This window comes from Paenisporosarcina sp. OV554 (genome assembly GCF_003058165.1).
Lineage (GTDB): Bacteria > Bacillota > Bacilli > Bacillales_A > Planococcaceae > Paenisporosarcina.
Genome location: NZ_QBUC01000001.1, coordinates 171,229 through 196,399 on the forward strand (window position 1 = coordinate 171,229; position 25,171 = coordinate 196,399).

Annotated in this window: 23 protein-coding genes; 18 read left to right on the top strand and 5 right to left on the bottom strand. The window is 35.7% G+C overall.

Translation table 11 applies throughout. The features are described from left to right. The first annotated feature begins 14 nt into the window (after nucleotides 1–14). The 11 genes from C8K15_RS00805 (at nucleotide 15) to C8K15_RS00850 (ending at nucleotide 15,232) form a co-directional block, all read left to right on the top strand. Nucleotides 15–1,070, top strand: a complete 1,056-nt coding sequence (locus C8K15_RS00805; RefSeq protein WP_108584348.1) for a M42 family metallopeptidase — start codon at nucleotides 15–17, stop codon at nucleotides 1,068–1,070. Between the two features lie 11 nt (nucleotides 1,071–1,081). After that, nucleotides 1,082–2,566: a UDP-N-acetylmuramoyl-L-alanyl-D-glutamate--2,6-diaminopimelate ligase gene (locus C8K15_RS00810; protein WP_108584350.1), complete on the top strand. Its 1,485-nt coding sequence runs from the start codon at nucleotides 1,082–1,084 to the stop codon at nucleotides 2,564–2,566. Nucleotides 2,567–2,753: 187 nt separating this feature from the next. Beyond that, complete coding sequence (locus C8K15_RS00815; RefSeq protein ID WP_108584352.1) at nucleotides 2,754–4,328, top strand: peptide chain release factor 3; 1,575 nt, start codon at nucleotides 2,754–2,756, stop codon at nucleotides 4,326–4,328. Nucleotides 4,329–5,734: 1,406 nt separating this feature from the next. Next, nucleotides 5,735–8,788: an efflux RND transporter permease subunit gene (locus C8K15_RS00820; RefSeq protein WP_108584353.1), complete on the top strand. Its 3,054-nt coding sequence runs from the start codon at nucleotides 5,735–5,737 to the stop codon at nucleotides 8,786–8,788. A gap of 96 nt (nucleotides 8,789–8,884) precedes the next feature. After that, nucleotides 8,885–9,100, top strand: coding sequence for a hypothetical protein (locus C8K15_RS21290; protein ID WP_369973696.1), 216 nt, complete (start codon nucleotides 8,885–8,887; stop codon nucleotides 9,098–9,100). Then, nucleotides 9,097–9,969 carry an SDR family oxidoreductase gene (locus tag C8K15_RS00825; RefSeq protein WP_369973697.1) on the top strand — a complete coding sequence of 291 codons (873 nt, stop codon included), beginning with the start codon at nucleotides 9,097–9,099 and terminating at the stop codon, nucleotides 9,967–9,969. The genes C8K15_RS21290 and C8K15_RS00825 overlap by 4 nt, the downstream gene beginning before the upstream one ends. A gap of 233 nt (nucleotides 9,970–10,202) precedes the next feature. Continuing rightward, on the top strand, nucleotides 10,203–10,868 hold the full coding sequence (locus C8K15_RS00830; RefSeq protein WP_108584355.1) for a TerC family protein: 666 nt from the start codon (nucleotides 10,203–10,205) through the stop codon (nucleotides 10,866–10,868). 186 nt (nucleotides 10,869–11,054) lie between these two features. Further along, nucleotides 11,055–11,750 (top strand): hypothetical protein, encoded by a 696-nt coding sequence (locus C8K15_RS00835; protein WP_108584356.1) that lies wholly within the window; start codon nucleotides 11,055–11,057, stop codon nucleotides 11,748–11,750. Between the two features lie 106 nt (nucleotides 11,751–11,856). Beyond that, nucleotides 11,857–12,615: an RNA polymerase sigma-I factor gene (sigI, locus tag C8K15_RS00840; RefSeq protein ID WP_108584358.1), complete on the top strand. Its 759-nt coding sequence runs from the start codon at nucleotides 11,857–11,859 to the stop codon at nucleotides 12,613–12,615. Then, nucleotides 12,615–13,673, top strand: coding sequence for an anti-sigma-I factor RsgI family protein (locus C8K15_RS00845; protein ID WP_108584359.1), 1,059 nt, complete (start codon nucleotides 12,615–12,617; stop codon nucleotides 13,671–13,673). The genes sigI and C8K15_RS00845 overlap by 1 nt, the downstream gene beginning before the upstream one ends. Before the next feature lie 209 nt (nucleotides 13,674–13,882). After that, complete coding sequence (locus tag C8K15_RS00850) at nucleotides 13,883–15,232, top strand: TrkH family potassium uptake protein (RefSeq protein WP_108584361.1); 1,350 nt, start codon at nucleotides 13,883–13,885, stop codon at nucleotides 15,230–15,232. 21 nt (nucleotides 15,233–15,253) lie between these two features. On the opposite strand, the gene C8K15_RS00855 is transcribed toward C8K15_RS00850, so the two are convergent. Further along, nucleotides 15,254–17,002, bottom strand: a complete 1,749-nt coding sequence (locus tag C8K15_RS00855) for a B12-binding domain-containing radical SAM protein (protein WP_108584362.1) — start codon at nucleotides 17,000–17,002, stop codon at nucleotides 15,254–15,256. A gap of 186 nt (nucleotides 17,003–17,188) precedes the next feature. Between C8K15_RS00855 and C8K15_RS00860 the strand changes: the two genes are divergently transcribed. Next, entirely contained in the window at nucleotides 17,189–18,658 is a 1,470-nt protein-coding gene (locus C8K15_RS00860; RefSeq protein ID WP_233260345.1) for an ATP-binding protein, read from the top strand. Between the two features lie 95 nt (nucleotides 18,659–18,753). Here the strand turns inward: C8K15_RS00860 and C8K15_RS20155 are convergent, their stop codons facing one another. Further along, nucleotides 18,754–18,939, bottom strand: coding sequence for a hypothetical protein (locus C8K15_RS20155; RefSeq protein ID WP_158268243.1), 186 nt, complete (start codon nucleotides 18,937–18,939; stop codon nucleotides 18,754–18,756). Between the two features lie 68 nt (nucleotides 18,940–19,007). On the opposite strand from C8K15_RS20155, the gene C8K15_RS00865 reads away from it, so the two are divergent. Beyond that, nucleotides 19,008–19,454, top strand: a complete 447-nt coding sequence (locus C8K15_RS00865) for a MarR family winged helix-turn-helix transcriptional regulator (protein ID WP_108584364.1) — start codon at nucleotides 19,008–19,010, stop codon at nucleotides 19,452–19,454. Nucleotides 19,455–19,493: 39 nt separating this feature from the next. Here the strand turns inward: C8K15_RS00865 and C8K15_RS00870 are convergent, their stop codons facing one another. From C8K15_RS00870 to C8K15_RS00880, 3 genes are read right to left on the bottom strand one after another with little or no spacing between them, the layout of a single operon-like run. Next, nucleotides 19,494–20,159: a hypothetical protein gene (locus tag C8K15_RS00870; RefSeq protein WP_108584365.1), complete on the bottom strand. Its 666-nt coding sequence runs from the start codon at nucleotides 20,157–20,159 to the stop codon at nucleotides 19,494–19,496. 50 nt (nucleotides 20,160–20,209) lie between these two features. After that, complete coding sequence (locus C8K15_RS00875; protein WP_199224040.1) at nucleotides 20,210–20,824, bottom strand: CPBP family intramembrane glutamic endopeptidase; 615 nt, start codon at nucleotides 20,822–20,824, stop codon at nucleotides 20,210–20,212. Nucleotides 20,825–20,862: 38 nt separating this feature from the next. Continuing rightward, the gene (locus C8K15_RS00880; protein ID WP_108584367.1) at nucleotides 20,863–21,078 is read right to left on the bottom strand and encodes a YkvS family protein; all 216 of its coding nucleotides are present in this window, start codon (nucleotides 21,076–21,078) and stop codon (nucleotides 20,863–20,865) included. A 120-nt stretch (nucleotides 21,079–21,198) separates the two neighbouring features. Here C8K15_RS00880 and C8K15_RS00885 point away from each other — a divergent pair, with 120 nt between their 5' ends. The 5 genes from C8K15_RS00885 to C8K15_RS00905 all read left to right on the top strand — a co-directional run bounded on the left by C8K15_RS00885 (nucleotide 21,199) and on the right by C8K15_RS00905 (nucleotide 25,125). Further along, on the top strand, nucleotides 21,199–21,387 hold the full coding sequence (locus tag C8K15_RS00885; protein WP_108584369.1) for a hypothetical protein: 189 nt from the start codon (nucleotides 21,199–21,201) through the stop codon (nucleotides 21,385–21,387). Between the two features lie 92 nt (nucleotides 21,388–21,479). Further along, nucleotides 21,480–21,668, top strand: a complete 189-nt coding sequence (locus tag C8K15_RS00890; RefSeq protein WP_108584370.1) for an aspartyl-phosphate phosphatase Spo0E family protein — start codon at nucleotides 21,480–21,482, stop codon at nucleotides 21,666–21,668. Nucleotides 21,669–21,791: 123 nt separating this feature from the next. Continuing rightward, nucleotides 21,792–22,730, top strand: a complete 939-nt coding sequence (locus C8K15_RS00895; protein WP_108584372.1) for an AAA family ATPase — start codon at nucleotides 21,792–21,794, stop codon at nucleotides 22,728–22,730. Next, the gene (locus C8K15_RS00900) at nucleotides 22,727–23,911 is read left to right on the top strand and encodes a DUF58 domain-containing protein (RefSeq protein WP_108584374.1); all 1,185 of its coding nucleotides are present in this window, start codon (nucleotides 22,727–22,729) and stop codon (nucleotides 23,909–23,911) included. The genes C8K15_RS00895 and C8K15_RS00900 overlap by 4 nt, the downstream gene beginning before the upstream one ends. Next, nucleotides 23,881–25,125, top strand: coding sequence for a hypothetical protein (locus tag C8K15_RS00905; RefSeq protein ID WP_108584376.1), 1,245 nt, complete (start codon nucleotides 23,881–23,883; stop codon nucleotides 25,123–25,125). The genes C8K15_RS00900 and C8K15_RS00905 overlap by 31 nt, the downstream gene beginning before the upstream one ends. The last annotated feature ends 46 nt before the right edge of the window (nucleotides 25,126–25,171 follow it).

Below are 25,171 nucleotides of genomic sequence, written 5' to 3' on the forward strand. Positions count from 1 at the left end.
ATAGGGGGTTTACAATGTCTAGCACATTTAAAGAGAAAGAAACAGTGCAGTTACTTAAAGAACTCGTAGAAATTCCAAGTCCTTCTGGCTATACAAAAGAGATTATGAAATTTATGGCTTTAATTTTAGATAAAATGAAGGTACCGTTTATACAAACGAATAAAGGTGCATTAATAGCAACTATAGAAGGAAATGATTCGACTAAACATAGACTATTAACAGCACATACAGATACACTCGGTGCTATGGTAAAAGAAGTAAAAGGTAGTGGTCGTCTTAAACTATCGATGATAGGTGGTTTTAACTGGAATTCTGTTGAAGGTGAATATTGTTACATACATACAGCGTCTGGTAAGAAAGTTCGAGGAACCATTCTTATGCATCAAACGACGGTCCATGTATACAAAAATGCAGGTTCTGCAGAACGTAATGTAGAAAATATAGAAGTGAGATTAGATGAAAAAGTAATGAATGCGGAGGAAACAAGAGCGTTAGGCATTGAAGTTGGGGATTTCATATCGTTCGACCCAAGATTCGAGCAAACGGATTCAGGTTTTATTAAATCGCGACATTTGGATGACAAAGCAAGTACGGCATTATTACTACAACTTATTGCTTCAATAAAAGAAAACAATTTGACTCTTCCAAACACTACTCATTTCTATATTTCAAACAATGAAGAAATTGGTTATGGAGGAAATTCAAATATTCCTGCAGAAGTTGTGGAATACATTGCAGTCGATATGGGTGCAATAGGTGATGGACAAACCTCTGATGAATACACGGTATCGATTTGTGCGAAAGATTCTTCAGGTCCATACCATTATGATCTAACTCGTAAATTGGTTGAGCTAGCAAAAACGAATAACATTGCTCATAAACTAGATATTTATCCTTATTACGGATCTGACGCTTCAGCTGCAATTCGAGCAGGTTTTGATGTTAAGCATGCCTTATTCGGACCCGGCATTGAGGCATCACATGCTTTTGAACGAACACATATTGATTCATTAAAACATTCTGCAGCACTATTAGAAGCATATGTGCTCTCTCCAATGGAGACAGAATAGGAGGAAAGCAAATGCAGTCATCTGACTTAATCAGTTGCTTGCCAATTAAAGAAATTCACGGAACACTTCCAAAAGAAGTTTATGATATCGCGGTTGACTCAAGAAGTGTGCAACCCGAAAGTGTTTTTATCTGTATTAAAGGATATACCGTGGATGGACATGATTACGCATTGCAAGCAATTGAAAGTGGAGCAAAAATAATTATTACAGAAAAGTATCTTGAATTAGACTATTCCCGAGTTGCTTGCATCGTTGTTGACGATACAACACGGGCTATAGGATTATTAGCTTCAAAATTTTATGGGTATCCATCTAAAGACATGACGATGATCGGTGTTACCGGAACGAATGGTAAAACAAGTGTCAGTGGAGTTTTACAAAATATGCTACAAGGATTAAAAGTAAAATCTGCTTTAACCGGTACGATTGGTTTTAATTTAAATGGTGTCCTTTTCGATTCAGCAAATACAACAAGTGATGCACTCACTACGCAACAAATGATTCAGCGTGCCAAAAATGAAGGTTGTAAGTCAATGATTATGGAAGTATCTTCTCATGGTTTGGTTCTTGGTCGTTTAACAGGGGTTGATTTTGACATAGCAATCTTTACTAATTTGACGCATGATCATTTAGATTTCCACGGGACGATGGAACAATATGGACAAGCAAAAGGATTATTGTTTTCCCAGCTTGGACAAGACTTACAACGTGAGAAACATGCAATTGTGAATTTAGATGATGAGTGGTCGACCCGTTTGAAAGAGATGACCGGTTTTCCTGTTTGGACCTATGCCATTCACCAAGACGCTCATTTTCAGGGTAGAAATATTCAACTGAAATCAGATTGTACACAATTTGACATGAAGACTCCTGAAGGGATTTTTCCGGTACGAATGAATTTGCTTGGTGAGTTCAATGTGTATAATGCATTAGCAGCAACAACTGCTTTATATACACAAGGCTATACAGTTCCTCAAATTTTGGAACAACTTGAAAAAATTCCTCCAGTAAAAGGAAGAATGGAAAAGTTGACTAGTGATTTACCAATATCCATATTTATTGATTATGCACATACTCCTGATGCAATCGAAAAAGCAATTTCGTCTGTGATACCTTACAAGACACAACGACTCATCTTTTTAGTAGGAACAGGTGGCAATAGAGATCGTTCAAAACGTCCTTCCATGGCAGAGAAAGCTTCAATAGCTGATTATGTCATACTGACGACAGATGACCCACGTGATGAGCCGTACGAATCAATTCTTAGTGATTTAGAAAAAGGTATGCTTCATGATAGTTATGCTTGCATTGGAAATCGTGAGGAAGCAGTCAAGCATGCTATAGCAATAGCTGAACCTGGGGATATTATTATTTTTGCAGGCAAAGGTCACGAAGATTATCAAATCATTGGCCGTAAAAAATATCCTCATAGTGATGGAGACATTGCCTTGGTAGCTGGTAAATTGAAATTTCAAGATTCGCCATCCCGTTCTTAAGCTAGATTCGATGAAACGGTATAAGGCAGACATAATAACAAATTATACAAACTGAATTTATACATCTTTTTTCTTATCAAAGAACCGATCACAATTGTCGATCGGTTCTTTCGACATTTTGCGTACTTGTAATTTATATGAAAAATCCATATGATAGTAAAGGAAAAACGAAGGAGAATACCTATTTATGACTACTCAAATTCAAGATCAAATACAAGCAAGAAGAACGTTTGCTATCATTTCGCATCCAGATGCTGGTAAAACGACAATGACAGAAAAGTTATTATTTTTTGGTGGTGCCATTCGCGATGCAGGTACTGTAAAAGCGAAAAAAACTGGGAAATTCGCAACATCTGACTGGATGGAAATTGAAAAACAACGTGGGATTTCTGTTACCTCATCCGTGATGCAATTTGATTACGATGATTGCCGAATTAATATTTTAGATACACCAGGTCACCAAGATTTCAGTGAAGATACGTATCGTACATTAATGGCTGTTGATAGTGCAGTGATGATTGTGGATGCTGCAAAAGGAATAGAAGCTCAAACAATTAAATTATTTAAAGTTTGTCGCTTACGAGGAATTCCAATTTTTACTTTTATTAATAAATTAGACCGTCAAGGGAAAGAACCACTTGAACTAATGGAAGAATTAGAAGAAGTACTCGGCATTGAATCATATGCAATGAATTGGCCTATTGGTATGGGGAAAGAGTTTTTAGGGATTTATGATCGTTTTAATAACCGCATAGAGCAATTCCGTAAAGATGGAACTGACCGCTTTTTACCATTGACTGAGGATGGAGAATTAGCAGTAGATCACTCAATGATAAAAACGTCTTACTACACACAAGCATTAGAAGATATTATGTTGCTGAATGAAGCGGGAAATGATTTTGATCAAGAAAAAGTGAGAAATGGTAAAATGACACCCGTGTTTTTCGGAAGTGCTTTAACTAATTTTGGTGTACAAACATTTTTGGAAACCTATTTACAATTTGCACCTACTCCGCAACCTCGTAAAACAGATGCGGATGTTGAAATAAATCCTGTGACAGATGAATTTTCTGGATTTATTTTCAAGATACAAGCAAATATGAATCCAGCTCACCGTGATCGTATCGCCTTCGTGCGTATTGTATCTGGGAAATTCGAGCGCGGTATGACGGTCACATTAGCCCGTACAGGTAAGACGTTTAAATTAACTCAATCTACTCAGTTCCTGGCTGACGAACGAGAAACAGTTGAGATTGCTGTTGCAGGAGACATCATTGGTCTGCATGACACAGGAAGTTATCAAATTGGTGACACAATTGTAGGTGGAAAGAAAACGTTCAACTATGAGAAATTGCCACAATTTACTCCTGAATTATTTGTCCGTGTAACTGCCAAGAATGTTATGAAGTCTAAGCATTTTAATAAAGGTATTATGCAATTAGTACAAGAAGGTGCCATTCAATATTACAAAACCTTGCATACAGAAGATGTAATATTAGGCGCAGTAGGTCAACTTCAATTCGAAGTGTTTGAACACCGAATGAAAAATGAATATAACGTTGAAGTGCGAATGGAATCAATTGGTAACAAAATTGCTCGTTGGATTCAAAATGAAGGCGATGTAAAAGAATCCATGTCAAGTCCACGTAGTATGCTAGTACGAGATCGTTTTGATCGCTATGTTTTCTTGTTTGAAAATGATTTTGCGATGCGCTGGTTCCAAGATAAAAATGAAAATATCGAATTGTTTAGTTTGTTATAAGAAAAATCCTGTCCATGTGACAGGTTTTTTTATTTTTTATTGGTGAGCCAACAAGTATGAAAACCACATACTTGTGGGTCTCATTCTTGGGCCCACAGGAAGTGGGTCATGAAGGTGTTGCCACAGGACGTGGCGTTTTTAACCTTCGTTCCTTTACATGCTAGGCGCAAATGTACTTTTTTGTTTGTTTGTAATATCAACAGCGTTCTTAAACTTTACCAAAATAAAAAAAGCAGGGAGAGGCCGAAATAGCATCTTCGGCCGAACATCTACATAAAGAAACCTTCTATTCTGTAGTAAACCAAATCAAAATTACTGTGTCCTTCCAGGTTGCAAGGGAGCGGAGGATGCACAACCGCCGCAGGATAATCTACAAAAAGAGAGGTGGGCGAGTGACGCAGTCACAAGCCCAACTCTCTTTATTCTCTAGATTATTGTGCAGCAGGTACAGCGTCCGAAGCGAACTGGAAACCTGTCATCCTCAGTAAATGGAACCAAGGTTTCGGTATGCAGTTGTGAAGATATTTCTTAAATTGAATGTTAATAAGATGTTTTGAAAATAAAGTGTCTGTTAAACTATCCTGTCGTTTATCGTACATTTGCGCTTAGCGCACGTTTCTCATGAGCCAACAAGTATGAAAACACCTACTTGTGGGTCTCGTTCTTCACGCTCATGCGGCATTCTAGGCGCAAATGTACTTTTTTGTTTGTTTGTAATACTTTACCAAAATAAAAAAAGCAGATAGAGGCCGAAATAGCATCTTCGGCCGAACATCTACTTAGAGAAACCTTCTATTCTGTAGTAAACCAAATCAAAATTACTGTGTCCTTCCAGGTTGCAAGGGAGCGAATGATGCAAACCCGCCGCAGGATAATCTACAAAAAGAGAGGTGGGCGAGTGACGCAGTCACAAGCGCCTCCTCTTTGTTCTCTAGATTATTGTGCAGCAGGTAAAGCGTCAGAAGCGAACTGGAAACCTGTCATCCTCTGTTAATGGAATCAAGGTTTCGGTATGCAGTTGTGATGATATTTCTTAAATTAAATGTTAATAAGATGTTTTGAAAATAAAGTGTCTGTTAAACGATCCTGTTGTTTATCGTACATTTGCTCTTAGCGCACGTTTCGCATGAGCCAACAAGTATGAAAACACCTACTTGTGGGTCTCATTCTTCACGTTCTTGCAACATGATAGTCGTTAATGTACTCGTTTGTTTGTTCTTCAATATCAACAGTTCTCTTTAACATAGACTGTTTGTTAAGTAACAATTAAAATCCGTATTTTGTATCCACATATAAAAATTGTTAATATTGTGTCAGTATATATTTTGGAACAATTCATGTTTGAAGTAACTGGGCTTAACGCATATGATAGAGGTAGAAGTTAGTGCAAGAAAGGAATTCACCAAATGAAAATTAGCGATTTTTCAATAAAACGTCCCGTATTTACAATTGTTATTATGTTTTTGGTCATCATTTTAGGCGCAGTTTCTTTTTTAAAAATACCAGTTACCTTAATCCCAGAGTTGAATCCACCAATAGGTGTTGTTGTAACGAGCTACCCTGGTGCAAGCCCGACGGAAGTTAGTGAAAAAGTGACAAAACCGTTGGAAGCAAGCTTATCTACTTTACCGGGTATTAAAACCTTGCAATCTTCTTCGCGAGAAGGGACAAACTTTATTTTTTTACAATTTGATTGGTCTACAGACATAGATGATGTGCAGACAGATATCATGCAACGTATTGATCAAACACCTGTTCCTGATGAATCACAGAAACCCCGATTCTTAAAATTCGATCCTTCTCAGTTTCCAGTCATTCAGCTCTCACTACGTGCTCCAGAGAATGGACAAGACGTTCGAATAATTGCAGAGCAATTAGAAAAGGAGCTGCGTCGAACGGAGGGTGTAGCAAGTGTGAATGTTTCGGGGGCTTTGGTTGAGGAAGTACAAATTTTACTTGATCAACAAAAACTAGAAGATAAAGGCTTAGCACAGTCTGATATTGTGCAACTGATTCAAGCGAATAATGTATCATTCCCTGGAGATCCCATAGAAACTGAAGATGGTAAGCAATTAACAACTCGAATTGTCAGCACTTTGACGACAGTTGAAGATATTCAAAATCTAGTTGTTACAGTTAATCCGTTGGATGGTAAAAACATCCTTATTGAGGATGTGGCTACTGTTGTTCTAGCTGAACAGGAAACTTCGATAGAAACCCGTGCCAATGAAGAACCGGCTGTTTTAATGTCTGTGTTGCAGGAATCTGGTGCAAACACTGCGGATGTTTCTACTTCTTTTAAAGAATCACTAGATGAACTTTTACAAAAAGACGAGTTTAAAGGTGTAGAAGCAGATATTTTATTTGACCAAGGAGATTACGTCAAATTAGCTATTGGCAACATTGGCTCTTCTTTAATATTTGGTGGACTTTTCGCCATGTTAGTGTTGTTTGTTTTCTTACGCGGAATAAAGAGTCCAATTATTATCGGTATAGCGATCCCTTATTCGGTCATCGTGACATTTGTTTTAATGTATTTTGCAGATTTCGCGTTAAATATCATGACATTAGGGGCACTTGCTCTAGGTATTGGTATGTTAGTTGATAACGCCATTGTCGTTATTGAAAATATTGAACGTCATTTAAGCATGGGCAAAGATTCCAAAACCGCTGCGTCAGAAGGAACAAAAGAAGTTTCCGGTGCGATTATTGCTTCAACCGTAACGACGGTTGCGGTATTTGTGCCAGTTATTTTCATTACAGGATTAATTGGTCAGATATTCACTGAGTTTGCTTTGACGATTTCGTTTAGTTTAATCGCTTCATTGGTCGTGGCATTAACCGTTATTCCTATGCTTGCCAGTCGTATGTTGAGTAAACCGAAAGGCGATCCTGAAGCGAGAAGACGACGTTCAAAATCATATAATAAGTTCGAACGTTCCATTAAATGGGCACTCGGACATCGTCTCATGGTAATGGGCATCACAACTATTATGCTTGTTGCTGGTGTATTTGGTTTATTCCAAGTAGGAACTGAATTTTTACCTGCAACTGATGAAGGTTTTGTAAGTGTCAATGTAGAACTGGAAAACGGCTCTTCTACTAGTGCTACAAAAGAAGTTGTTGAAAGAATAGAGGACACATTAAAGAAAGAAAAAGATGTGGATGTATATGTTAGTTTAGTTGGAGGTACTCAACAAGGACAGTCACAAGGATCCTCCGAAACTAATAGAGCTGAAATATACGTTAAGCTTGTAGAGTTAGATGACCGTGATCGCTCAGTATTTGAGTTTGTCGATGAAGTACAACCAAAGGTATTAGATTTAGTAGGAGATCAAGCTGAAGTTAATTTTAACTTACAAACAGCTGCTGGTTCCACACCGAATTCATTGTCATTTTCAGTGACGGATACAGACAAAGAACGATTGGAAAAAGCTGTTTCAGACATCCGAAAATCTTTAAGTAAATTAGACTCAGTTAGTGAACTTTCAAATGATATGGAAGAAACCATTGAGGAAATACAAATGACTGTAGACAAAGAAGCCGCAACTGAATACGGTCTTGCTCCTGCACAAATAGCACAAACTGTTAATAGTGTGACCCGTGGGGCATTTGCTACTCAAATTATTTCAGAAAATGATGATGTTTATGGGGTGTACGTTAAATACGATGAAAAGTATCGTAGCAACATTGAACAGCTCAAGCAATTAAAGCTACGAACTCCCTCAGGCCAATTTGTAAAGTTGCAAGAAGTAGCCACTATAGAAATAGCAGAAGGTCCAGTTGCTATTCGTCGAGTTGATCAAGCGAGTTCAGTTAATTTCTCACTGAAATACCAATCCACATATTCTTTAGGTGAAATGTCAGATCAAGTTGACGAAGCCATTGAGAAATTAAAGTTGCCAGAAGAAGTTGATATCACTTTTAGCGGAGATAGAGAACTATTTGAAAGTGCAATTAATGATATGTTACTAGCTGTCATACTCGCTGTTGTATTAGTTTATATTGTAATGGCGGCTCAGTTTGAATCGTTTAAATATCCGTTTGTGATTATGTTCTCCGTACCGTTAATGATTATTGGTGTAGCGTTAGGTTTGTTCATCACACAAACACCTATTAGCATAACAGCCGTCATAGGATTATTGGTTCTAGTCGGTATCGTGGTAAACAATGGGATTATGCTAGTTGATTTTATTAATCAACGAAAAGATGCAGGATACTCTTCATATGAAGCCATTGTTTCTTCCGCTCGAGATCGATTAAGACCCATCCTAATGACTACTCTGACAACAATTCTAGGATTATTACCCCTAGCTGTTGGTATTGGTGAAGGGACAGAAATTAATCAACCAATGGGCATAGTTGTTATTGGTGGATTATTAAGCTCTACATTATTAACACTATACGTAATACCAGTTATTTATAGTTTGTTCGACCGAGAAACACGTCGGAGTTCGTAACGATCTTAAACAACATCTATTCAGAAACTAGAATAGATGTTGTTTTTAAATTCGTATTTTTGTATTATTCAGTTAACAAAGATTTGGAGGAAGCTTATGCATATTCCGTTTTTTACTGGATTCCCCGGATTTATCTCTAGACAAATCATAGGAGAATTAATTCATCAAAAAAAAACTGAAACTATTTTTGCCATTGTTCTACCATCACAATTAGTGATTGCTAGAGAAGTAGCGAAAGATTTAGTAAAACAATCACAAAACGTCAATATTCATTTAGTTGAAGGGATATCACATTACCAAATATGGGCATGACAGATGAAAGTTTACAACAAGTACGTGAACAAGTGACCGTGGTTTGGCATTTAGCAGCACTGTATGATTTAGCAGTTCCTAGAGATATTGCATGGAAGGTTAATGTACATGGCACGCAAATGGTAAATGAATTTGTCCAAACTCTCCCAAGAATTTCGAGATATATGTATTTCAGTACCGCATATATTGCAGGCACACGAGAAGGTATCTTGAGGGAAGATGAATTAATTCGTCCTAGTGGGTTTAAGAATTATTATGAAGAAACAAAATTTGAAGCAGAACTACTTGTTGAGGAGATAAAATTAACCATACCTACAACAATTATTCGCCCTGGAATTGTACGAGGACATTCAGTAACTGGAGAAACCATCAAGTTTGATGGTCCATATTTTTTTATTAATATGATTGAAAATTTAAAAAAACTTCCAGTGATTCCGTATGTAGGAAAGTCTAGTGCGTTTATTAACGTAGTGCCAATAGATTTTATTATTAAAGCAGTTGTTTATTTTAGTGAAAATAAAAGAGCAGAAGGCAAAACTCTGCATTTAACTGATCCAAACCCTCATCCGGTTGAAGAAGTGTATCGCCATATGGTATGGGAAATTACCGGTAAATTGCCAAAAGGAAGATTCCCTCTGGTCCTTGCCAAAAAAGGACTTGATATTAAATTTATCAGACAGAAATTAGGTGTGGAAAAAGAAACATTGGACTATTTAACCTGGTCAGCACAGTTTAATACAGAGGTCGCTAAAGAAGTGCTAAAGGATAGTGATATTGAATGCGCGGATTTCATTGATTCGTTACCATCCATGATTGCGTTTTATCAATTGCACAAAAAAGAGAATCACTATCATATTCAAATAAAGTAGTACATTGTTTACAACTTTACAGTTTATGATATAATTAGGATAGATGAAAACTTAATAAACTTTTGACTTTTGTCAAAGGGGAGTAGCTATAGGGAAACCTATTTCATAGTCGTCATTACGTGGGTAAAACCATCGGTTATGATAGCCATTATATAATGAGCTTAGCAAGACCTTTGCCTTTTATTAGGCATAGGTCTTTTTTGTTTTCAATAATTCATTAAAAGGAGATTAACATGGATATATTTACAGGGGAATTTTTCGTGGCTTTGTTATCTATTATCATGATTGATTTAGTTTTAGCAGGAGACAATGCAATTGTTATTGGGATGTCTGCTAAGAACTTGCCAGAACATCATCGTAAGAAAGCAATTATATGGGGTACAGTCGGTGCAGTGGTTATAAGAATTCTTGCAACACTAGCGATTGTTTGGTTATTGAAAATTCCAGGTTTACAACTTGTTGGCGGAATCATCCTTATTGGGATTGCTTACAAGTTATTAATTGATGAAAGTGATTTAGGCGATCACAAAGCTTCATCGAATTTATGGGGAGCAATTGGTACCATCATTGTTGCTGATACAATTATGGGATTGGACAATGTACTGGCTGTTGCTGGAGCAGCACACGGTAGTTTCCTTTTAGTCGTATTGGGATTAATAATAAGCGTTCCGATAATGGTATGGGGTAGTACACTATTTGTTAAATTAATCGACAAATACCCAATCATTATTTATATTGGTTCTGGTGTATTAGCTTTCACAGCTGCTAGAATGATTACTCATGAACCCTTTTTGAAAGATTTCTTTGAGACTAATCCGATTATTGCTTATACAATGATCATTGTAGTTACAGTAGGAGTGATTCTTGCGGGTCGATTTAAAAATAAAAAAACTTTGTAATGGCCGATGAAGTCGATCGGGAAAGTGAAAAAAAATAACTTATAGCCTTAATAAAAACATCAAAAACTGCTGAAAATCAAATTGATTTTCAGCAGTTTTTTTTTATACCCCCATAAAGATATATAAACTAATCGAATAGTTAGAAGAACGCAAAACGTTCAAAAAAACTATATGAGGTGTATCACATTGAAAAATTATAAAAAAATAAGTGCAGCATTACTAGCAACAGGATTAATTGCATCAACTTCAATCCAAGTATTTGCAAATGATACTGAAAAAGTGGACACAACAAACTTTGAAACAGTAAATCTACAAGACGCTTTGAACAACGTCAAAAATGATTCAACTGCAGTCGAAGATTTACAAATGATTGTTGCAAATATCCCAGTAGGATTAAATACAAATAATATATTTGCACTATCGACTAATATTGAAAAAATAAACAATCCACAAGCTAAATCAGCTCTTAAAAAGAATCTTGAAAAAGCAATTGCGAAATATGAAGAAAATAATAAAGAAAATCCGACTACTGAAACACCAGTTGTTGTTGAAGATGAAACGGAAGTAGAAAAAACGGTTCCAGAAACAGTAGAAACTGAAAGTGAAAAAACAGAAAAACAAGTTACTCATGATTTGAAAAAGGCTGAAAGAGAAGCAGCAAAAGAAGCTCAAAAAGCAGCCGAATTATTAGAAAAACAAGAGCACAAAGCAGCACAACAAGCGAAAAAACAAGAACGTAAAGCAGCACAACAAGCGAAAAAATCGGAGCACAAGGCAACACAACAAGTGAAAAAAGAAGAACGTAAAGTAGCACAACATGTGAAAAAAGGAGAGCATACAGCAAAACAACATTCAAAAAAAGAAGGAAAAGATAAGAAATAAGACTAGCAAATGTAAAGAAAATGACATGCAAAATGACTTTTCATTTTCACAAGAACCCGTTACAATCGGATAGGACTTAACTATCGTACGAAAACGGGGTGGGCTTGTGATTCTAGCTTCAATTCAAGGATTATTCTTAAAAAAACAATCAATACAAAATGTTGAGGCGCTTGTGATCCAAGCGAAAAATGGGAATAAGGAAGTTCATCATGAACTTCTTTCTTCCTATACTCCTTTTATGAAAAAAACAGCATCATTTGTGTGTAAACGCTATATTAATGAACAAGATGATGAATACAGTATTGCAATGCTTGCCTTTAATGAAGCCATTGAGCATTATGAATTAGGCAAAAACGCCTCTTTTTTAACTTTCGCACACTTGCTGATTCGGCGTAAATTGATCGACTTTATACGTAAAGAATCTAGAAGAAAAGAAATTAATATAGGCCAAATACCGTATGAACATGGAGACTATCAAGATGCATTTGACATCCTAGAGTCTTCACATTCATTTGATCAATTTACAGCGAAGCAGCAGGTAGAGGATAGAAAGCAACAAATAGCAATATATGAATCATTACTAAAACCTTATGGATTAAGTTTTCAAGTATTAGTTAAGGTATCACCATCTCATGAAGACTCAAGACAAACAGCAATCCAAATTGCTCAAATCATTGTAGAGACAGATGAATTTTACGAGATATTCCAAACGAAGAAAAGGCTACCTATGAAAGAGCTAGAGGAGTTAGTAAATGTCTCGCGTAAGACAATTGAACGACATCGCAAATATATTGTGGCAATTGTTATTTTGCTGAAAAGTGATTTGCATTACATTAAAGATTACTTAAAAGGGAGAATGTCATAATGAACAAGCACAAAGGGATTGTCTTTGAGACAACATCTGCATATAGCATTTTCTTAACGTCTGATGGACTTTTTGAAAAAGGCATACCCCTTACATCCTCTGTTCAAATTGGAGAAGAAGTTTATTTTCGACCATTTCAAAATAAAAAGCAACAAAATTTAAAAGACTCATACAATTCAAGATGGACGGCACCTATAATATCCGTTGTCGCAACCATCGTATTATTATTTTCTGTTTTGTTGCCTGCCCAATCGAATGTTTCTGCTTATGTTCAGATTGATATCAATCCAAGTATTGAACTTGGTATTAATAATGCTGGAAAAGTGTTTTTATTTAAAGGGCTGAATGAAGATGGTGTCGAGATTAAACGAGATATTTCATTTTGGAAAGGTAAGCCTTTATCATGGGTTTTACTGCAAATTGTAGATCGGACTGAATCACATATTGAGCAAACAGAAGTGATTGAGATAACAACAATCTACCAAAATGAAATGGATCATGAGAAATTAGAAAAAGTAATTGAAACTGCAGTAACTACTTCTGCAACTCAAGCTTTGCCTAAGAAACAATCGATAAAAGTGACCGAGGCTACAGTATCTGACTGGAAATCAGCAACAAGAAAAGGAGTTTCTGTCCAAGAGTATCAAAAAGAACGCAAAGATATGAATAAAGTTAAACATGATAAAGTGAAGCAAAAAGTGAAATCTGAAACACAAAAGACAAAAACTAAGAAGAATCAAGACAAACCAAAAATAGAAAAAGGCTTGAAAGAGAAAAACGGTCCAAAAAACGAGGAAATTAAATCTCTTAATAATTCTATGAAGCAAGAAAAACAAAAGATGAAACAAAATGATAGCAAGAAAGATCAATCGAATGAGAAACAAAAAGTAAATTATAAAAAAGAGAAACCTAAAGAAAAGTATAATGTGAAGCATCCTACTAATCAAAAAACCAAATCAACTAAGAACAAAAATTCAAACTTTCATCACGGTAAAAAAGACAGGAAAGAAAGTGGAATCGAAAAAAAAAAATTCTTAAAAAAGAAAGAAAAGAAATAAAAAGATATAAGAAAACACATGAAAAAGTAGGCAATACCAGGGCAACTGGACAAAAGGATTCCAAAACAAAACAAAATAGAAAGTAAGTGCTTCTTCATAGAGAAGCATTTTTTTATGGGAAAAATAGACTCCCTCTTTCTTTTTCACCAAATGTTTCTTAGAATAGGAAGATGACCTTCACTGTTTATTGAAAGGACTTGAGCTTTTTTATGAATCCAATTATTCGTCGCATACGGAATTTCACACCTGCTCAAGCTATCGTCTCTTATTATTTCTTAGCCATTGGTTTTTCTGTAGGCTTATTAAATTTACCAGGCGTGCATCAACAAGGAGTGCGTGTAGCTTTTATTGATAGTGTATTTACAGCAGTAAGTGCTGTGAGTGTTACAGGACTTAGCGTATTAAACATTTCAGAAACCTATACGACTTTTGGTATTGCGATGTTAATGGTTATCCTCCAGCTTGGAGGTATCGGCATCATGTCATTAGGCACGTTCGTGTGGTTAATTGTCGGGAAAAAAATCGGTCTACGTGAACGTCAATTAATCATGATTGATCATAACCAACATTCATTGTCTGGAGTCGTCCACTTAATTATTGAAATCATTAAGATAATATTACTGATCGAATTACTTGGCGCACTTATTCTAACGTTCTATTTTACACAATATTACGACACATTTTCAGAAGCTTTTTTACATGGCTTATTTGCATCCGTTTCTGCAACGACGAACGGTGGCTTTGATATCACAGGTGAATCCATGATACCTTATCATAAAGATTATTTTGTACAAATCATTAATATGACCTTAATCATTTTAGGAGCAATTGGATTCCCAGTATTAATCGAACTAAAAGCTTTTTTGTCGAATAAAAACAAAAATTTCAGATTCTCATTGTTTACAAAAATTACGACAGTTACGTTTGGATTATTACTTTTGGTCGGTACGATTGTAATTTTAGCGCTAGAAATGTTTAATTCGTTTCGTGGAATGTCTTGGCATGAAGCATTATTCTCAGCGATGTTCCAGTCAGTGTCAACGCGCTCAGCTGGACTCGTTACGGTCGATATTACTGAATTTACACAAGGTACAAATATTTTCATAAGTGCATTGATGTTTATAGGAGCATCCCCAAGTTCAGTAGGGGGCGGAATCCGAACCACAACATTTGCCATCGCTATTCTTTTCTTAATCAACTTCGCACGTGGAAAAAATGAAATACAAATATTTAATCGAGAAATTCAATTAACCGACGTATTACGTTCATACGCAGTCATTATTTTATCGATTTTCATTGTGTTATTTGCAACAATTGCATTATCAATCTCGGAACCATCTTTACCCATTACAGCCATCATTTTTGAAATCACATCCGCATTTGGAACCTGTGGAATGTCTCTTGGAATTACAGATGATTTATCGAATTTTGGGAAAATACTCATTATGCTGTTAATGTTTGTGGGACGCATTGGCTTAATATCATTCCTTTATACAATTGGTGGTCGAACCACGAAGACGAAATTCCATTATCCGAAAGAACGAGTCATAATTGGTTAAAAAAAAGAGCAGGTCCTGAAATCAGGATACCTGCTCTTTTGTAATGAACGAAAATTGAGGTGCTTGTCCAGGTTTAAAGTAAGTTAGTAAATAACCATCCTTAGCCACCACTTGCTGCTGTGTAAGCTCAACTAAATCTAGTGTGAATGGTACTAGTAGGGTTTGCTTATATACTTCACGTTCTTGGAGTTGAAGTTCTGCGAATGAATCTCCAGCAATACTTGGATTTTCTATAATTCTTTGATAAATAGCGGACTGTGATTCTTTTTTCATTTCCTTTTCCCAGTATGGTTTACGTGGCTGGAATTGATGATGCGCTAAATAATCATACTTCATTAAACTTTGTACGATAGACATGTCTGCCCGGCCATCTTGAATTAGAAACTCTTCAAGTCGCTTAAATAAATCTTCCAGTTGATGACCTATTCTTGACCAACCTTTTAGCTCCCAATAAGTGCCGAAGTCTTGGAAGAAATCGAAGGGCGTTTCAAAAGTCTCGCTCACTAAATATCCTACTGTATGATCAAGTCTATGGTCATTCCAGTACTTTTCAAGAACATCTTCGGCTTGTTTTATCCGTAGCATATCATCAAAAGTTAATACATTATTGGCGAATATTTCGTAAGGTGCTTGATCGACGTATACGTAGCCATATTCTTCAGCTTGTACGCGAAGGCCCGTTCCACGCAAAAGTTTTAAGAAGCCCAATTGTAACTCTTCAGGGCCCATTGCAAATACATCATTAAACGTTTGTTTGAAAGAAGTATAATCTTCTTCCGGCAAGCCGGCAATCAAGTCTAAATGTTGAGCAATTTTCCCGCCTTCTTTAACCATGGTCACAGTCCGTGTTAATTTGGCAAAGTTCTGTTTTCTTTTAACGAGTTCATTCGTTAAATCATTGGTTGATTGAACACCGATTTCAAAACGGAATAACCCTGCAGGAGCATTGTCGTTCAAAAATTGAATAACTTCAGGTCTCATGATATCAGCTGTTATTTCAAACTGGAAAACAACACCTGGTCGATGTTCATCAATCAAGAACTGAAACATTTCCATTGCATAGCTTCGACTAATATTAAAAGTTCGGTCGACAAATTTTATGATTTTGGCATTGTGATCCATTAAATATCGAATGTCTTCTTTTACTTTTTCACGATTGAAATATCGCACACCCACTTCAATCGATGATAAACAAAATTGGCATGAGAAAGGGCAGCCTCTACTCGTTTCAATATAAGTAATACGCTTAGATAAGTGAGGAATATCTTCTTCAAAACGGTAAGGCGACGGCATTTCACGTAAGTCGATTTTTGGACCTTGAGCATGCAGAATAAATTTGTCTTCTTGCATATAACAAATTCCTAGAACTTCTTTTAACGGGAGTTTACCGTCCAAATATAGTAGTAATTGCTTAAATGAGATTTCACCCTCACCCATTACAATATAATCTATTTCTTCAATTCGTCTTAACCAGTAGTTGGAGTCGTAAGACACTTCAGGTCCGCCAAGTACAATAATCGTTTCGGGACTCACTTTTTTCAGCAATCTGACGACTTTAATCGTCTCTTCAATATTCCAAATGTAACAACTAAAACCTACTACTTTAGGTCTCTTTAAGTAAATATCAGACACAATATTAAAAGAAGGATCTTTTATTGTATATTCAGAAATTATTGGGTTGAATTCAGGTTGTACACTAGCTTTAAGGCATCTTAATGCCAAGTTTGTATGAATATATTTTGCATTTAGTGTTGCTAAAACGATGTTCATTAGCCATTCTCCTTTTTTACATCATTCTATTTTAACAAGGATTAGTGTTTCAAACAACATGAGTCTAAATAACGTTAATAATTGTGTGAATATGATAAAATAATCTGAATTAATTCTATTTTTTCTGCACGTTAATAAAATGGATATTCATGGCATATAATGCATGAAAAGTGTGGGGAAGGTTGGGTGAATGACTTGATTGGAGACAAAGTAACGGAGATATTCGATTTTTTATTTTGGGATGACGAAGATTCAGTTTTCATATTAGATAATAAAGAAATCATTAAAATGAATCCAATGGCAAGAGAATTTTGTTTGCATCGTGATATTGATGAACTTACAAACAAAATGGACAAGCCCTCTAAAGAAATTTGGGAAAAATTCTTACAAGATATGAATGTCTGTAGTCTCGCTACATGTCAAGTAACCATATCCGAATCAAACGAAAGTAAAATGGTCTTCAATATTGAAGGTTGTTACAATCATTCTACTACTCAACACATTATTCGCTTAAAACAAGTCCAAGCCCCGCTTGAGCTAGGTTCTAATGAACAACCGAATTATGAAACTATTTTTAAATATGCTCCACATGGACTCATATTAACCTCTACTTCTGGAAATATTCTAGAAGCCAATCAAATGATTGAAACAATTTTTGGTATTCCCGCAAGCGAATTAATAGGCGAAAATGCTAAGTTAATTTATCAATTGTTACCCGACTCACAATATGATTTTAATCAATTTTTTAAAGAACTTCTATCAAGAGGCTCCGCAAAAGTAATAATTCCTAAAGTAGATGCTGATGGGGCAGTGAGGTTTTATCAATTCAATTCCAGTTTAAATAAAAGCGTTGATATGTACGTGACCATAATACGAGATGAAACGGAAAAAATTCAACTAAAGAAGCAAGTTGAACATAGTGGATCACTATCTACGCTCGGACAATTAGCTGCAAGTATTGCTCATGAGATTCGTAATCCACTGACCTCTCTAAAGGGATTTACGCAATTGCTCACTCATCAAGTATCAAAAGAAGGTAGTAAGTACCTTGAAATAATAAATAGTGAGCTAAATCGAATGGAATCAATCCTAAATGAATTCTTAGTGTTATCAAAACCAGCTGAACGATCTTTTCAGTCTATTTCTTTATCATCCTTACTTTCACAGGTTGTTGATTTTATGTATCCCCAAGGAATACTTCAAAATATTGAACTTGATTTTGTTTCATGGGATCGAGAATCAGACGGCATTTTTGGTGATGCGTACGAATTAAAAAAAGTGTTTATGAATATTCTTAAAAACGCAACTGAAGTGATGCCCCACGGAGGGAAAGTTTTAATTACTCAATCTCAAACTGATGATAAACAAGTACGTGTGTCTATAGTAGATCAAGGAGTAGGCATGACTTCAGATCAAATGCATAAAATATTTTTACCGTTTTACACTTCAAAAGAACAAGGTACCGGATTAGGATTATCACATGCATTTCAAACCATAGAGGAACACGGAGGAAGTATTGAAGTTGAAAGTGAGCCTAGTCAAGGAACCACTTTCCATATTCTGCTACCCATTTATCATTTAGATGCCATGGATGAAAAGACAACCCACAATCCAATCCATATAAAGCCTATTAGGGAAGTAGTATCTTCAAAATGAAGCTTCACTTAAGATTAGAAGTGGTCCTAATGTAGATTCGCTCATAGTCGACATGAATTCGCTGATAGAAGACAAGTAAACGCTCATAGAATTGGCTAATCAATCGTTTCGCGCATAGTCGACATGAAACCGCGAATAGACGACAAAAATCCGCTCATAGTCGACACAGAACCGCGAATAGAAAGATCGCCATAATGATAGAGCTGAATTGTTAGGGACATCCATCTTTGCTGGACGTCCCCATTTTTGTTAAACGCGGAATAGTCGATAAGACAACGCATTTTGACAAAGTTCTTTAGTTCCCTATATACTAGTTTTAAGTAGATATATTGAGAATAAGGTGAAATAGATGAAATCAGAAGAACTAACACAATCATTAAAGTTATTTATTGTGCTTTCAAGAGCCTATAAAACATTACATGAATGCACGAATCAATTTTTTCAAAAGAATGGATTAAACCCGACTGAATTTGCAGTTTTAGAGTTACTGTTCCATAAAGGAAGACAACCTTTACAGAAAATCGGTAATAAAATCTTATTAGCTAGTGGATCAATTACGTATGTAATTGATAAGCTTGAAAAAAGAGGATTTATTCACCGTGTATCTTGTCCATCTGACCGTAGGGTGACGTTTGCTGAAATTACACCTGAAGGGGAAGCATTTATGAATGAACTGTTTCCCGAGCATGAGAAGCAGTTACATGAGATGATGAGTGCTCTTGATTCAGACGAAAAGGATCAAATGATTGTCTTACTGAAAAAGTTAGGTTTATCGATTAAAGATTTTTCTTATTAAAATAAAAAATTCCGGCTCAACTAAATGAGCCGGAATTTTTTATTTTTTTGCAGCTATAGTTTCGCCCATTTTCAAGAACGCATCTGTTTGGTTCACGCTCTTTTGATCGAAAATGGTAAGACGAACAATTAGATTTCCTTGTTCAAAAACAAAGCCAGATACTGTACCCAATTCAAAAGTTGTTTGGTAGCCACTTGGATTCAAAACACCTTCGCCTTTTGGCAATTTATCTGCACCAATCTCTATTGGTTCTTTGTTAATACTGACCGATGTCATTGTTTCGTGCATATTTTTAGCGATGATTTCTAAAGAAGCATCATCTTTTGAGATGGTTTCAACTCGCATAAAAACAGCTGGATTATCATCCAAGTAAAGTGAATCTTTATTTGGCTCTTCACCTGTTAAAGTAAAACCATCTAGTTTGTATAGTGAATAATTTTGTTCTTTACTTTCAGTTAATTTAGCAGTAGCCTCTTTTACTTCTTTATTAACTGAATAGGTAAGTGTCTTTTCAGAATCCCTATTTTCTGAAGTCGTTGGTTCTTCGACATTCTCTTCGGATGTTTCTTCACCGGTAGTCTCACCAGATTCTACTTGAGTATCTGTTTCATCCTCATTCTCTTTTGATTTATTCGTTGAGTTGCAAGCGGCTAGCATGGAGATAGCAAGAGTAAGTGATGCAAATAAAAGCCATGTTTTTTTCATGTTTAAGATTTCTCCTTTGAGTAGTAGTCATGTTGTAATGAAATAAGGTTTTAAGTGTTAAGAGGAAGAATGAGAAATAACAGAATCGTCATCGTGATGTGTGCAATTATGATGAGTGGCATACTTTTTTTCCATTCGTATAAAATTCCCCATAGCATCCCAGAAGTAACTGCTGCAAGGACGCCTAGCCAAAATCCACTGAACGACATAGACAATCCAAAAAGTAACGAAGCAACTAATACAGCAAAGAATGGACTCATATAATCCTTTAATTTTTGTTGAATAAACCCGCGCCAAAACAATTCTTCACCTGGTGCAATAATCAACATCAATAATAAATAGTGCCATACTGTGGTTGGTCCATAAACACTTAGAAATCGCTCTACTGAAATCGCTGCATCATCAGTAAAAATAGAGGCAAACCGGTAAGCGGTTGCAATAAGTCCATAGGTTAGTGTACCATACCCTATGCCGAACACTAAGTATTCCCAGGTTTGTACTTCGTCTTCCATCTTTACTAGTACAAAAGATAAGGCCATAAATAAAAGCATGGTAAATGTATACATATACCAAAAAAAAGTTTCGTTCATAAATGTGAATAGAAGTAATACATAGACGCCAACTAGCATGACAATCCATCGTAAATTAGGAGCTAAAATATTCAATTATGAAACCTCCTGTACCGTATTAAAAAAATTCACTCTTATTCTTCTTCTGTCAAAGGTGAAGACTCTTCTTCTTTAAGGTATACTATTTTATACCGTTTGTGATTCACAACTGTCTTTTCTTCAACCTCGAGTTTCTCAAAGTTTTCCATTATGGAAACATTTACGATAACCGAGTTTTCATTTACTTTTTCTACAATTCCTTGCAAGCCATCTTTAAACTCAATGATTGATCCAACCGTCGCAATTTCCACAAACTTCAGCTCCTTCATGCTCTCATACTCAATAGTTTGCATGAAATTTTTTGTAACGTAAAGTATTTTCTGAAAACAACATTAAATCATGATTAATTTTATTAATAAAGGGGCTTTAATATGAATACATATGAACAACAACTAGAAGAATTAAAAGAAGGAAACATTTCGTCCATTACAATTGAAAAAGAAAATTTTTTAGAATTTCGTGAAATTCTTATTCTACGAGAAGATTTTAAGCATTTTCGCGGAATTGCAAAACAAGGCGGACTCGTTATTTATACATATGAAGAGAATGCGAGAAGTTGAAAAATGTCGTATTTTGTCGGAATGAAAGTATGTTATTTCGCTAAAATAAGTGTATAATAATGGATAAAAAGGCTTGTTAAAGGAGGTATAATGTGACAGAATCAATTCTTGAGGAATTGGAACAAACTAGAGAGAAAATGATTAAGTCTGCGCTAGAGAATGGTTTTGGAAACGTTAATACCATCCAACTAAGTGAAAAGGTAGATCAACTTTTAAATGCTTATCATAGGAAAAATTATCCTGAAAATCCTACATACAATTTGAATTTAATCAAAAACTAAGCGAATAATCGCTTAGTTTTTTTTCTTTTTGTTAGTATTATCAGATTAATTTTTATATTCTTGATATAGTAATTTGGTATACTTATACAATTAGTATAACAATTGGAATAAGGGGGATTTGCATTGTCAAAATTAAATAAATTAAGAAGAACGTTAAATGAAGCAATCGTAGGGCGAGAAAAAGAAATTGATTTAATGATAATTGCATTAATTCAAGGAGGGCACGTTTTACTCGAAAGTGTTCCTGGTTCAGGAAAGACGATGATGGCCAAATCTTTTGCCCATTCGTTTAAAGGGAAGTTTAAACGTCTTCAGTTTACTCCAGACGTCTTACCTTCAGATGTAACTGGCATTAGTTATTTCGATCCTAAATCGCAAGAATTTATCATGCGTCCAGGTCCTGTAGTGACAAATATATTACTTGCAGATGAAATTAATCGTGCTACACCAAGAACACAATCAAGTCTTCTAGAATCCATGGAAGAAAAACAAGTGACAATTGATGGCGAAACTATTCAATTGCCAGAACCTTTCATGGTAATAGCAACTCAAAACCCAGTTGAATCTCAGCAAGGCACTTTTTCATTACCTGCAGCGCAGTTAGATCGCTTTTTGTTCCGTATCGAAATTAATTATCCAAGTTTTGAAGAAGAACGAAAGATATTAAGAGAGTTCAGTCTAGCACCTGGTGCAGTAAAATCTTTATCAATCATTGAAATCGAAGATGTTCAACAATGGCGAAGTGATGTAAGAAAAATTACCGTTCATGATGACATTGAGACATATATTTTACAAATCATTCATGCCACTCGACAGCATCCTCATGTGGAACTAGGTCTAAGTTCGCGTGCATCGCTTGCACTTCTTCATGCTGCTCAAGGACATGCTTTTATTAAAGGGCGATCTTATGTTATCCCAGATGATGTTAAATTAATGGTAGCCCCACTTTCCACACATCGTCTAATGTTGACGGCTGAAGGCATGTTAATTCGTGAGCCAGCAGATATTCTCAGAGAGATCATTGAATCCGTTCAAGCACCTGTTGAGGCAATGGCAAGATGATTTGGCAACGAGATTATTATGGAGCAACAAAAACGAATTGGGTACTTACGATTATTTTACTTTGTTTGACGATGTCAATTATCCTCGTGCAATATGTTGCTGCAGGAGTTTTTTGTTTTTTCGGTGTGATAACTTTTATGCAAATGCTGTATTTTAAACAGGTTGGTCAGAAATTGACGTTACTGAACAATAAGAAAAGAAGTCGCATGCTCAAAGGTGGCCAATCCAATTGGGAATTAACTTTTGAAAACAAGGGACTACCTATTTGGAATGGACAATTGAGAATATATTTTCAAGATGCGGTAAAACCACTTGTTAATTTGCATGTAGGTCATTCTCAGCTCATTGAAATTGTGGTTCCATTAACGATTGGTAGAAATGAAGTCTTGACAGTTAAAATACCAATTGAAGGTCAAAAAAGAGGATTGTCCAGATTAAAGCAATTGGAGTTAACCGTCCCTCACTTATTCGGGGAAGGGTCGGTCGCACTTGTTCATAAACCTCTATTATTAATGGAGCAAATGGTTTATCCACGTATGTATCCATTAAAGAATGTGCGAAAAGCTTCTCCATTAAAACCAGGGGATAGCGAGTACAAACATTCGTTATTTCAAGACTTATTTTCACCTGTTGGTACGAGAGATTACGAACCTGCAGATCAATTTCATCATATTCACTGGAAAGCCAGTGCAAGAATGCAAAAGCTCCAAACAAAAGTTTTTACACAAGTGGCAAATGAATCCGCATTACTCGTACTGAACGTGGAAAATCGTTACTCCATAATTGCGGATTTAGAAGAACGCATTGAGGAAATTGCCTCTTTTGTTGATTATTTCTATCGCGAAGGAATTCCATTTGCACTTACCGTCAATGTCAGGTCTTTTGGGGTGACGCCTTATTTGTACTTGCCAATAGGCGATGGACAAAAGCAACGTCAAAAAGCAATGGAATTGCTTTCAATCCTATCAAAGAATGATAATACAATTCCTTTTAATCGGATGTTGTCACATTTGGTTATGCATGAAAACTTGCCAGTATCAGTTGTGATTTTCACTCATGATGTAAATGAGATGGCTTCTTATGTAGCGAAATGGTCGAATAATATACATGTAAACATTAGATTAAATCAAAATCTTGGAGGTGAGATAGGATGGAAAAATCAACCCCTTCAAGGTCGTTAGTGCAATATGAATCGTTTGGAAAGTTTTTGCAAGATGCATGGTTAGTTTCTTTTCTAGTGTTATTCATGCCGAATGAAACATTAATTTCACCACATTATATTTGGATAGCAGTGTTATTTAGTATTGCCATAGCAGTTAACCTTTTATTTTTGAAAACTGGATACCAAATAGCTATTTCGCTAGTCGTTTCAGTTATTGTCGGATTGATTGTATTTATTTTTAATGCTCCATTTTGGCTGTTTCTCTTCATTATTGCCTTTTCAGTTTGGCGAGTTCAGGAGCGATATGCAAAAATACAAGAAGATGCCACGCATGATGGTTCATTCTTTACTCTATTAGTGGTGATGTTTGCAATATCTTATTTTTTAATAACGGTATTTAATAAAACGCAGGTAGTTCGAGATGTATTTATATTAGCGATTGTTGGATCCGTATTGTTTGTATTAGATCGGATAGTTGTTCAATGGTTACGGTCAAAGAATTCAACTCAAGTACCTTTTTCAAAAGTACTTTTTATTTACATGAGTATCATCAGTTTTGCAGCAGTTGCCTTTGCTTTGATGTTGGGAATAGGAAGCAAGGCTAGAGAATGGTTTGTCTTATTATTTGGGGACATTATTGAATTGATTTTATATCCGGTAGGTGTGGTGTTTGTTTGGTTACAAAGTATTTTTACTCAATTCTCTCAAGAACCTGAAAGTAAAAACTTAATGAAACCACAGAAAATAGAAGTAAGGCCCCAACAATTTCAACAATTGGATTGGTTAGACGCACCTGGTGATTTTCCTTGGCTTGCCATAATTATCAGTGTAAGTATCCTTGGAATTGTAATAATCATTTGGCGTTTATCAAAGAATAAAACTGAAAAAGTTGAAGTTGCTGAAGAGCAAACTCTATATGAAAGAAGTGTTAGCAACCTTAATAAAGAAGAAGAAATGCCATCAACCACATGGCTTTATTCGATGAATACAAACTTGGTACGAGATAAATATCGTGAATTTGAAAGTGAAGCAGGACGAATGGGATATAGCAGGCAACAAAATGAGACAGTTCGGGAATGGTTTAACCGAGAAGGATGGCAGGTATCTGAAAACTTTTATGAAGTCTATAATTTAGTGCGTTATAGCGGGCAGCAAATGAATGATCAAGATGGAGAATGGTTTATGACTGAATTAAAAAAACTTTTATTAAAATATTTTGATAAAGATGTTTAAAGAAATAGAAATGTGGGCATATTATAAATGAACACAGCAACATTCT

What these genes read in the sequence shown, in the direction of transcription:
- C8K15_RS00905 (WP_108584376.1), top strand. Translation starts at nt 23,881, where the DNA reads ATGGAAAAATCAACCCCTTCAAGGTCGTTAGTGCAATATGAATCGTTT.
- C8K15_RS20155 (WP_158268243.1), bottom strand. Translation starts at nt 18,939, where the DNA reads ATGCGTTGTCTTATCGACTATTCCGCGTTTAACAAAAATGGGGACGTC.
- C8K15_RS00900 (WP_108584374.1), top strand. Translation starts at nt 22,727, where the DNA reads ATGATTTGGCAACGAGATTATTATGGAGCAACAAAAACGAATTGGGTA.
- C8K15_RS00830 (WP_108584355.1), top strand. Translation starts at nt 10,203, where the DNA reads ATGGATATATTTACAGGGGAATTTTTCGTGGCTTTGTTATCTATTATC.
- C8K15_RS00885 (WP_108584369.1), top strand. Translation starts at nt 21,199, where the DNA reads ATGAATACATATGAACAACAACTAGAAGAATTAAAAGAAGGAAACATT.
- C8K15_RS00850 (WP_108584361.1), top strand. Translation starts at nt 13,883, where the DNA reads ATGAATCCAATTATTCGTCGCATACGGAATTTCACACCTGCTCAAGCT.
- C8K15_RS00855 (WP_108584362.1), bottom strand. Translation starts at nt 17,002, where the DNA reads ATGAACATCGTTTTAGCAACACTAAATGCAAAATATATTCATACAAAC.
- C8K15_RS00815 (WP_108584352.1), top strand. Translation starts at nt 2,754, where the DNA reads ATGACTACTCAAATTCAAGATCAAATACAAGCAAGAAGAACGTTTGCT.
- C8K15_RS00845 (WP_108584359.1), top strand. Translation starts at nt 12,615, where the DNA reads ATGAACAAGCACAAAGGGATTGTCTTTGAGACAACATCTGCATATAGC.
- C8K15_RS00865 (WP_108584364.1), top strand. Translation starts at nt 19,008, where the DNA reads ATGAAATCAGAAGAACTAACACAATCATTAAAGTTATTTATTGTGCTT.
- C8K15_RS00820 (WP_108584353.1), top strand. Translation starts at nt 5,735, where the DNA reads ATGAAAATTAGCGATTTTTCAATAAAACGTCCCGTATTTACAATTGTT.
- C8K15_RS00805 (WP_108584348.1), top strand. Translation starts at nt 15, where the DNA reads ATGTCTAGCACATTTAAAGAGAAAGAAACAGTGCAGTTACTTAAAGAA.
- C8K15_RS00810 (WP_108584350.1), top strand. Translation starts at nt 1,082, where the DNA reads ATGCAGTCATCTGACTTAATCAGTTGCTTGCCAATTAAAGAAATTCAC.
- C8K15_RS00825 (WP_369973697.1), top strand. Translation starts at nt 9,097, where the DNA reads ATGACAGATGAAAGTTTACAACAAGTACGTGAACAAGTGACCGTGGTT.
- C8K15_RS21290 (WP_369973696.1), top strand. Translation starts at nt 8,885, where the DNA reads ATGCATATTCCGTTTTTTACTGGATTCCCCGGATTTATCTCTAGACAA.
- C8K15_RS00870 (WP_108584365.1), bottom strand. Translation starts at nt 20,159, where the DNA reads ATGAAAAAAACATGGCTTTTATTTGCATCACTTACTCTTGCTATCTCC.